The sequence below is a fragment of the Streptomyces sp. IBSBF 3136 genome (assembly GCF_036815105.1).
Taxonomy (GTDB): domain Bacteria; phylum Actinomycetota; class Actinomycetes; order Streptomycetales; family Streptomycetaceae; genus Streptomyces.
Genome location: NZ_JAJSZC010000279.1, coordinates 1 through 8,716, shown reverse-complemented (window position 1 = coordinate 8,716; position 8,716 = coordinate 1). Strand labels below are relative to the sequence as shown.

At 71.7% G+C, this 8,716-nt stretch carries 7 protein-coding genes and 1 pseudogene; 6 read left to right on the top strand and 2 right to left on the bottom strand.

Annotated features, from left to right (window positions below):
- Positions 1–212: 212 nt before the first annotated feature.
- Positions 213–1,067 carry a hypothetical protein gene (locus tag V7E45_RS36005; protein WP_333778486.1) on the bottom strand — a complete coding sequence of 285 codons (855 nt, stop codon included), beginning with the start codon at positions 1,065–1,067 and terminating at the stop codon, positions 213–215.
- Positions 1,068–1,138: 71 nt separating this feature from the next.
- On the opposite strand from V7E45_RS36005, the gene V7E45_RS36000 reads away from it, so the two are divergent.
- The 4 genes from V7E45_RS36000 (at position 1,139) to ilvD (ending at position 5,659) form a co-directional block, all read left to right on the top strand.
- The gene (locus tag V7E45_RS36000) at positions 1,139–2,071 is read left to right on the top strand and encodes a Ppx/GppA phosphatase family protein (RefSeq protein WP_333778485.1); all 933 of its coding nucleotides are present in this window, start codon (positions 1,139–1,141) and stop codon (positions 2,069–2,071) included.
- Positions 2,072–2,262: 191 nt separating this feature from the next.
- Positions 2,263–3,075 carry a sugar phosphate isomerase/epimerase family protein gene (locus tag V7E45_RS35995; protein WP_333778484.1) on the top strand — a complete coding sequence of 271 codons (813 nt, stop codon included), beginning with the start codon at positions 2,263–2,265 and terminating at the stop codon, positions 3,073–3,075.
- A complete protein-coding gene (locus V7E45_RS35990; RefSeq protein WP_333778483.1) occupies positions 3,072–3,680 on the top strand; it encodes a TetR/AcrR family transcriptional regulator in 609 nt (202 codons plus the stop codon). The genes V7E45_RS35995 and V7E45_RS35990 overlap by 4 nt, the downstream gene beginning before the upstream one ends.
- Before the next feature lie 125 nt (positions 3,681–3,805).
- Complete coding sequence (gene ilvD, locus V7E45_RS35985; RefSeq protein WP_333778482.1) at positions 3,806–5,659, top strand: dihydroxy-acid dehydratase; 1,854 nt, start codon at positions 3,806–3,808, stop codon at positions 5,657–5,659.
- Between the two features lie 73 nt (positions 5,660–5,732).
- Here the strand turns inward: ilvD and V7E45_RS35980 are convergent, their stop codons facing one another.
- Positions 5,733–7,826 (bottom strand): serine/threonine-protein kinase, encoded by a 2,094-nt coding sequence (locus V7E45_RS35980; RefSeq protein WP_333778481.1) that lies wholly within the window; start codon positions 7,824–7,826, stop codon positions 5,733–5,735.
- A 179-nt stretch (positions 7,827–8,005) separates the two neighbouring features.
- Here V7E45_RS35980 and V7E45_RS35975 point away from each other — a divergent pair, with 179 nt between their 5' ends.
- Both V7E45_RS35975 and V7E45_RS35970 read left to right on the top strand, forming a co-directional pair.
- Entirely contained in the window at positions 8,006–8,320 is a 315-nt protein-coding gene (locus V7E45_RS35975) for an SH3 domain-containing protein (protein WP_333778480.1), read from the top strand.
- A 113-nt stretch (positions 8,321–8,433) separates the two neighbouring features.
- Positions 8,434–8,595: pseudogene (locus tag V7E45_RS35970) on the top strand (SH3 domain-containing protein); the annotation flags it as partial.
- Between the last annotated feature and the right edge of the window lie 121 nt (positions 8,596–8,716).

The window sequence follows — 8,716 nt, the reverse complement described above, 5'->3', positions numbered from 1 at the left end:
GCCCCACGGAGTCCGCCCCGTCCGACCCGCCCAGCTCCTCGCCGCCGCCCGCCGACGACAGCCCGAGCCCCTCGGACGGACAGTGACGCCCGAGGGACGAAGACGGGCCCCGCCCGTCGCGAGACCGGCCATAGGGCCTGTGGCGAAAGTGGTCCTCTGCCGTGCGACGGCCGCCCTCCGGGCGACGTCAACAACGCTGCGGGTCAATACACCTAGGCGCCCGGTGCCGGATCCGCCGGGTGCGGTGCCACCAGCGGGAGCTGCGACGCCAGCCGCTGCTCGCACAGCTCGACCAGCCGGTCGTAGCCCGCCTTGCCCATCAGCTCGGTCAGCTCGGGCCGGTAGGAGACGTACACCGGCTCGCCCGCGCCGTGCGCCGAGGTCGCCGAGGTGCACCACCAGTGCAGGTCGTGGCCGCCCGGGCCCCAGCCGCGCCGGTCGTACTCGCCGATCGACACCTGCAGCACGCGCGTGTCGTCCGGCCGGTCGATCCAGTCGTACGTCCGCCGGATCGGCAGCTGCCAGCACACGTCGGGCTTGGTCTCCAGCGGCTCCCGGCCCTCCTTCAGGGCCAGGATGTGCAGCGAGCAGCCCGCGCCGCCCGCGAAGCCGGGGCGGTTCTGGAAGACGCACGAGCCCTGGAAGGGCCGGGTCTGCCGGGACCCCTCCTCGTCCTCGGAGACCCAGCCGTTGCGGGTGCCCTCGGCGTGGTTCTGCCAGATGTCCGGCGTGAGCCTGGCCACGTGCTCGGCGACGCGCTTCTCGTCGTCCTCGTCGGAGAAGTGGGCGCCCAGCGAGCAGCACCCGTCGGCCGCCCGGCCCGGCTGGATGCCCTGGCAGCCGCTGCCGAAGATGCAGTTCCAGCGAGAGGTCAGCCATGTCAGATCGCAGCGGAAGACCTGCTCGTCGTCCGCCGGATCAGGGAACTCCACCCACGCGCGCGCGAAGTCGAGCCCCTGCTCGTCGCTTGCCTTCGGCGCCTTGGCGGAGGGGGCGTTGCGGCCCGCTTTGTCCGTCTTGTCCGCCTTCACAGCTTTCCCGGAGTTCGCCTTTTTCGTCTTTGGCACGTGTCCAGAGTAAGTGGCCGGGGGCCGCAGCGGGGACCGGGAAGAGCGGATCTGGCAGTAGCGTTCCGTACATGAGACTCGGTGTCCTGGACGTGGGTTCGAACACGGTGCATCTGCTGGTGGTGGACGCCCACCACGGCGCCCGCCCGCTGCCCGCGCATTCGCACAAGGCCGAACTACGGCTCGCCCAGCTGCTCGACGACAGCGGTGCCATCGGCGACGACGGCATCGGCAAACTGATCGACGTCGTGCGCGAGGCGCTCCAGGCCGCCGAGGACAAGGGCGTCGTGGACCTGGTCCCGTTCGCCACCTCCGCCGTCCGGGAGGCGTCCAACGCCGACGACGTCCTCGCGCGCGTGGAGGACGAGACCGGCGTGCGGCTCCAGGTCCTCACCGGCGAGGAGGAGGCCCGGCTCACCTTCCTGGCGGTCCGCCGCTGGTTCGGCTGGTCGGCCGGAAAGCTGCTGGTGCTGGACATCGGCGGCGGCTCCCTGGAGATCGCCTTCGGTATCGACGAGGAGCCGGACGCCGCCGTCTCGCTGCCGCTGGGCGCCGGCCGCCTCACCGCCGGCTGGCTGCACGGCGACCCGCCCGCCCCCGAGGACGTCCGCGCCCTGCGCCGCCACGTCCGCGCGCAGATAGCCTGCTCGGTCGGTGAGTTCAGTCGGTTCGGCGCCCCCGACCACGTGGTGGCCACCTCCAAGACCTTCAAGCAGCTGGCCCGCATCGCCGGTGCCGCCCGCAGCGCCGAGGGCCTCTACGTCCAGCGCGAGCTCAAGCGCGAGTCCCTGGAGGCCTGGGTCCCGCGGCTCTCGGGCATGTCCGCCGAGCAGCGCTCCGAGCTCCCGGGGGTCTCGGACGGCCGGGCCGGCCAGCTCCTCGCGGGCGCGCTGGTGGCCGAGGGCGCGATGGACCTGTTCGGCGTCGAGAGCCTGGAGATCTGCCCGTGGGCGCTGCGCGAGGGCGTCATCCTCCGGCACCTCGACCACATGGACGCCGACTGACGTACTCAAGGGCGCGGACGGACGCGGTGGAGCGCGCGGACGGACGTACGGAAGGGCGCGGGACCGGGCCGGCACCCGGTCCGGGCGCGCGGGACCGGCCGCGCCGGAACCGCGCCCGCCCGCATGGCAAACGTCACAACGGCGAAGAGGGACCCGACACCCTCCCCACTCAACCCTTTAAGGTGACGGACGTGGCAGAACCAAGGGACGTGACCGTCGCGCTGTCCACGGCCTCCGTCTATCCGGAGTCGACCGCGACGGCCTTCGAGATCGCCGCGCGCCTCGGCTACGACGGCGTCGAGGTCATGGTGTGGACCGATCCGGTCAGCCAGGACATCGAGGCCCTGCGCCGCCTGTCCGACTACCACGGCATCCCGGTCCTGGCCGTCCACGCCCCCTGTCTGCTGATCACCCAGCGGGTCTGGTCCACCGACCCCTGGGTCAAGCTCCAGCGGGCCCGGGCGGCCGCCGAGAAGCTGGGCGCCGGCGCGGTCGTCGTCCACCCGCCCTTCCGGTGGCAGCGGCAGTACGCCCGCGACTTCGTCTCCGGGATCTGGCGGATGGCCGACGAGACGGACGTGCGGTTCGCCGTCGAGAACATGTACCCGTGGCGCTACCGCGACCGCGAGATGCTGGCGTACGCCCCCGAGTGGGACGTCACCAAGGACGACTACCGGCACTTCACGATCGACCTCAGCCACACGGCGACGGCCCGCACGGACGCGCTCGACATGGTCGACCGCATGGGCGACCGCCTCGGACACGTCCACCTCGCCGACGGCCGCGGCTCGGCCAAGGACGAGCACCTGGTCCCCGGCCGCGGCACCCAGCCCTGCGCCGAGCTGCTGGAGCGCCTCGGGCGGCGCGGCTTCGACGGTCACGTCGTCATCGAGGTCAACACCCGGCGGGCGATGTCCAGCGCCGAGCGCGAGGCCGACCTCGCCGAGGCCCTCGCCTTCACCCGCGCGCACCTGGCCGCCGCCGTGAAGGTGCCCCGGCGGTGAACGGCACCGCCGGAGCCCGCCGCCGCGGCCGCCCGCCGCGCACGGAGTCCGCGGACACCCGCGACCGCATCCTCGCGGCCGCCCGCGAGGTGTTCTCCGAGCACGGCTACGAAAAGACGTCCGTACGCGGCATCGCCAAGGCCGCGGGGGTCGACGCGGCACTCGTCCACCACTACTTCGGCACCAAGGAACAGATCTTCGAGGCGGCCGTCGCGGTGGCCTTCGCGCCCGCCCTGGACGCGCCCGACGCGCTGGCCGCCGGCCCGCTCGACGGGGTGGGGGAGCGGCTCACCCGCTTCGTCCTCGGCGTGTGGGAGAACCCCACGACCCGTGCGCCGCTGCTCGCGATCCTGCGCTCCGCCGTGAACAACGAGACCGCGGCCGCCGTCTTCCGCCGCCTCGTCGCCGCCCAGCTGCTGCGCCGCATCGCCGCCCAGCTGGACCTGCCGGACCCCGAGCTGCGGGCCGAGCTGGCGGCCGCGCAGCTGGTGGGCGCGGCCCTGATGCGCTACGTGATCAAGCTGGAGCCGCTGGCGTCGGCGGACCTGGAGTCGATCATCGCTCGGGTCGCGCCGGTGGTGCAGGGGCATCTGACGCAGCCCTGACAGCCGCGTCCCGTGGAACACGCGTCCCGCATTCCGGACAACCTTGTCCAGTCCTTGGAGCGGCGGCGTACGCTCGTAGACAGTCAGAACTCACTGGCCGAAGGTCTTCGAAGGAGCGAGCGACGATGCCCGAGCTGAGGTCCCGCACAGTCACCCACGGCCGCAACATGGCGGGCGCCCGCGCCCTTATGCGCGCCTCCGGTGTACCCGGTGCGGACATCGGCCGGAAGCCCATCATCGCCGTCGCCAACTCCTTCACCGAGTTCGTGCCGGGCCACACCCACCTCCAGCCGGTCGGCCGGATCGTCAGCGAGGCGATCAAGGAAGCCGGCGGCATCCCCCGTGAGTTCAACACGATCGCCGTGGACGACGGCATCGCCATGGGCCACGGCGGCATGCTGTACTCCCTGCCCTCCCGCGACCTCATCGCGGACTCGGTCGAGTACATGGTCGAGGCCCACTGCGCCGACGCCCTGGTCTGCATCTCCAACTGCGACAAGATCACCCCGGGCATGCTGATGGCGGCCCTGCGGCTGAACATCCCGACGGTCTTCGTCTCCGGCGGACCGATGGAGTCCGGCCGGGCCACGCTGGTCGACGGCACGGTCCGCACCCTCGACCTGGTCGACGCGATCTCCGACGCCGTCAACGACAAGATCTCCGACGAGGACATCCTCCGCATCGAGGAGAACGCCTGCCCCACCTGCGGCAGCTGTTCCGGCATGTTCACCGCCAACTCGATGAACTGCCTGACCGAGGCGATCGGCCTCTCCCTGCCCGGCAACGGCTCGGTCCTCGCCACCCACACCGCCCGTCGCGCCCTGTACGAGAACGCGGCCCGCACGGTCATGGACCTCACCCGCCGCTACTACGAGCAGGACGACGACACCGTCCTGCCCCTCAACATCGCCACCTTCCAGGCCTTCGAGAACGCCATGGCCCTGGACATCGCGATGGGCGGCTCCACCAACACGATCCTGCACCTGCTGGCCGCCGCCCAGGAGGCCGGCGTCCCCTTCGGCCTGGAGCAGATCGACGCCGTCTCCCGCCGCGTCCCCTGCCTCGCCAAGGTCGCGCCCAACGTCGCGAAGAACCGCACGTACTACATGGAGGACGTGCACCGCGCCGGCGGCATCCCGGCCCTGCTCGGCGAGCTGCACCGCGCGGGCCTGCTCAACGAGGACGTGCACGCGGTCCACAGCCCCTCCCTGTCGGACTGGATGAAGACCTGGGACGTCCGCGGCGGCTCCCCGTCCCCGGAGGCCGTCGAACTGTGGCACGCGGCCCCCGGCTGCGTCCGCTCCGCCGAGGCCTTCTCCCAGTCCGAGCGCTGGGAGTCGCTGGACGACGACGCCGAGGGCGGCTGCATCCGCAGCGTCGAGCACGCGTACTCCCAGGACGGCGGCCTCGCGGTCCTCAGGGGGAACCTGGCCGTCGACGGCTGCGTGGTCAAGACGGCCGGCGTCGACGAGTCGATCTGGACCTTCGAGGGACCGGCCGTGGTCTGCGAGTCCCAGGAGGAGGCCGTCCAGCGGATCCTCACCCAGGAGGTCAAGGACGGCGACGTCGTCGTCATCCGCTACGAGGGCCCCAAGGGCGGACCCGGCATGCAGGAGATGCTCTACCCGACCTCGTACCTGAAGGGCCGCGGCCTGGGCAAGACCTGCGCCCTGATCACCGACGGCCGCTTCTCCGGCGGCACCTCCGGCCTCTCCATCGGCCACGCCTCCCCCGAAGCGGCCTCCGGCGGCACCATCGCCCTGGTCCGGGACGGCGACCGCATCCGCATCGACATCCCGAACCGCACGATCGAGCTGCTGGTCGACGAGCCGGAACTGACCCGGCGCGAGGAGGCCCTCGGCGGCGTGTACGCCCCGCGGAACCGCGACCGCAAGGTCTCCGCGGCGCTGCGCGCCTACGCGGCGATGGCGACCAGCGCGGACAAGGGCGCGGTGCGGGACGTGAGCCGACTGGGCTGACCGGGCCCGCACGGGGCTGACCTGGTTCGCACGGACGAAGGGGCCGCTTCCCCGAGGCGGCCTCTTTCGTATGTCACCAGGCCGACGGGTCGCTTCTGTCCAGGGCGAGGACGGTCCCGTCCGGTGCGGTGGAACAGATTCGGTCGCCGAAGACGACCGGCGTGGGCGGCGCCCCCGTGATCCGGGCGGAGTTCCCGCCCAGCCGGGCTTCGGTCTGCCCGACCAGCCGGCCCTCGGCGGTGTCGGCGGCGAGCAGCCGCCCGTCACCGGAGCTGAAGTACACCCGCTTGCCATCGGTGACAGGCGCCGACGCCCGGCTCACGGAGGTCTCCAGCCGCCACAGCTGCTTGCCCGCGTCCATGTCGACGGCGAGCAGGGAACCTCCGACACCCAGGAGATAGACGAAGCGCCCCCGCACGGTCGCCTGAGCGTCGTCGAGCGTGAGCGGCAACCTCACTCGGCGCGTCTCCTTGGAGGCGGGTGTGTACCGGACGACTTCCTTCGCCCCTCCGTAGACGCTGTCGACGGAGAGGAGGAACACTGATCCGCTCTGGGCGCCGAACGGCTTCAGCATCCCCTTGAGCCGTGCCTCCCACCGCATGTGCCCCGTGCGGGGATCCACCGCGGTGAGCCGCGTGCTCGAGCCGTCGTCGGAGGTACGGGCCGCGTAGGCCAGGGAATCGCCGGGGAACGACAGAAACGTCGGCACACCCCGCCCGGGGAACCTGCGCTCCCACTGAGTGTCGCCGGTCGCCGCGTCCACACCGGTGACCGTTCCGTCGTCGCTCGTGAGCAGGGCGGTGCCACCCGCGTAATGGATCGTCGTGTCGCGGGACAGGCGCCGCTCCCAGACCTCCTTGCCCGAGTCCGCGGCGAGAGCCGCGAGGCGTGACCCGCCGCTCGTGTAGGGCTGAACGAGCCGCGCGGAGACCACGGGGGGCGCGCTCGTGGTGTTCCCGGTGACGGAGTGCCGCCACAACACCGTGCCATCGGTGGGGGACACGGCGAACACCACTCCGGGCTGGGCACAGAGCAACCTTCCCGCGCCGTAGGAGCATTGCGGAGCGCCCCGGTCCGCCCCGACCGGATCGGCCGCCCAGGTGGCGGGGGCCGTCGGAGCCGTTCGCGAACTCCCGGTCGGTGACGTGTGCGGGGTGCCGCCGAACAGCGGTACCGAGGCGACGGCGCCGAGCACCGCCAGGCCAAGCGCCGCGGCGGCCGCGGCCACCGGCCGCTTCCCCCAGCGGCGGCGTCTCCCGGCCGGCTCGGCACCGGCCTTCGACGCCGGGTGATCCTCACCGGTCCGCTGCGCCGGTATGAACGCCTGGGTGTCGTACGAGGCGGCCACCGACCGCAGCTCCCGCATCAACTCGTCCGGCGTGGGCCGCTCCTCGGGCTCCTTGGCAAGGCAGCGCAGCACCAGCGGAGCCAGACTCTCCGGCACCCCGGTCAGATCCGGCTCGTCGTGCACGACCTGATAGGCGACGACGTACGGGCTGTCGGAGTCGAACGGCCCCCGCCCGGTCGCCGCGTGCACCAACACCGACCCGAGGGCGAAGATGTCGGCCGCCGCACCCACTTCGCGCGGCCGCCGGAACTGCTCGGGCGCCATGAACGGCGGCGTGCCGATCAACTTCCCGGTCTCGGTCCGCAGTTCGCTGTCCTTCGGGCGGGAGATGCCGAAGTCGATGACCTTCGGCCCGTCCTCGGCGAGCAGCACGTTGCTCGGCTTGAGGTCCCGGTGCACCACGCCCACCCGGTGGATGTCGCGCAGCGCCTCCGCGAGCCCGGCCATGAGGCGGCGCAACTGCTCGGGCGTCATGGGCCCGTTCCGCTTGACCTGTTCGGACAGGGTCGGACCGGGAATGAACAGCGTGGCCATCCAGGGCCGTTCGGCCTCCGGATCGGCGTCGACCACGGGCGCGGTGAAGGCGCCGCTCACCCTCCGGGCGGCGGCCACCTCCTGCCGGAACCGGCCTCTGAACTCCGGGTCTCTCGCGAATTCCGCGTGTACGACCTTCACCGCGAGCTTCAACCCGGAGGTGCTGCGGGCGAGATGCACGACCCCCATGCCACCGGAGCCCAGAGACGACTCCAGGTGGTACTGACCGGCGTACGCGGGAAGTTCCGCTTCCGCGCCCGCTCCGATGTTGCGCTGTGGCGCCATGGACCACCCCCGTGCTGTTCGTCCGTGCGCGCGACGCACGGAGCCTAGTCGATGACTCGTACGAGACAGAGGCGGCTTGCTAGCCTCCGCGTGCGAATTGCGCACAGGCGTTTCGTATCGGGTTTCACGGGAATCAACGTGCCCCATGACAGTCATGGGGTGACGGGGGGAGGCATTCGATGTCTGTCGAGCGCATCGAAGCGGACGGCACCAACGACGCGACGGCCGCGGTCGTCGCGGAGGCTCTGCGTTACTACTCGGTCGCCCCGGGCGTGCGCCTTAACGTCCGCAGCGGGCCCGGCACGAGCTACAACCTCGTGCGTGTCCTGCCCGAGGGCGCCGAGGTCCACGTCTACTGCCAGTCACCGGGCACCACCATCACCGGTCCGTACGGGACCTCCAACATCTGGGACAACATCAGCAACGGCGAGTACGTCTCGGACGCCTACGTGCACACCGGCAGCGACGGGTACATCGCGCCTCGCTGCGGCTGACACCGACGAAAGGCACAGCCACACATGACATCCCGCAGACGCGCATCCGTCCTGCTCGGCGGAGCCGCCGGGGCCTTCCTCATGGTGATGGGGGCGGCCGCCACGGCGGACGCGGCGACCGAGTCGCGATCTTCTGCCAGGCCCCGGGCACGACGGTGACAGGCCCGTACGGCACCACGAAGATCTGGGACAACATCGACAACGGCGAGTACGTCTCCGACGCCTACGTGCACACCGGCAGCGACGGCTACGTCGCCTCCCGCTGCTCCCTCTGACCCCACCCCGGAGCCCGCCGCCGCCCGGAGCCATAATCGTCCCGTGAGCGACGAAACCGGCACCCCGGCCACCCCGGCGGGCCGCGTACCCGTGGTCGTGGTCCACCCAGGAGATGCCGAA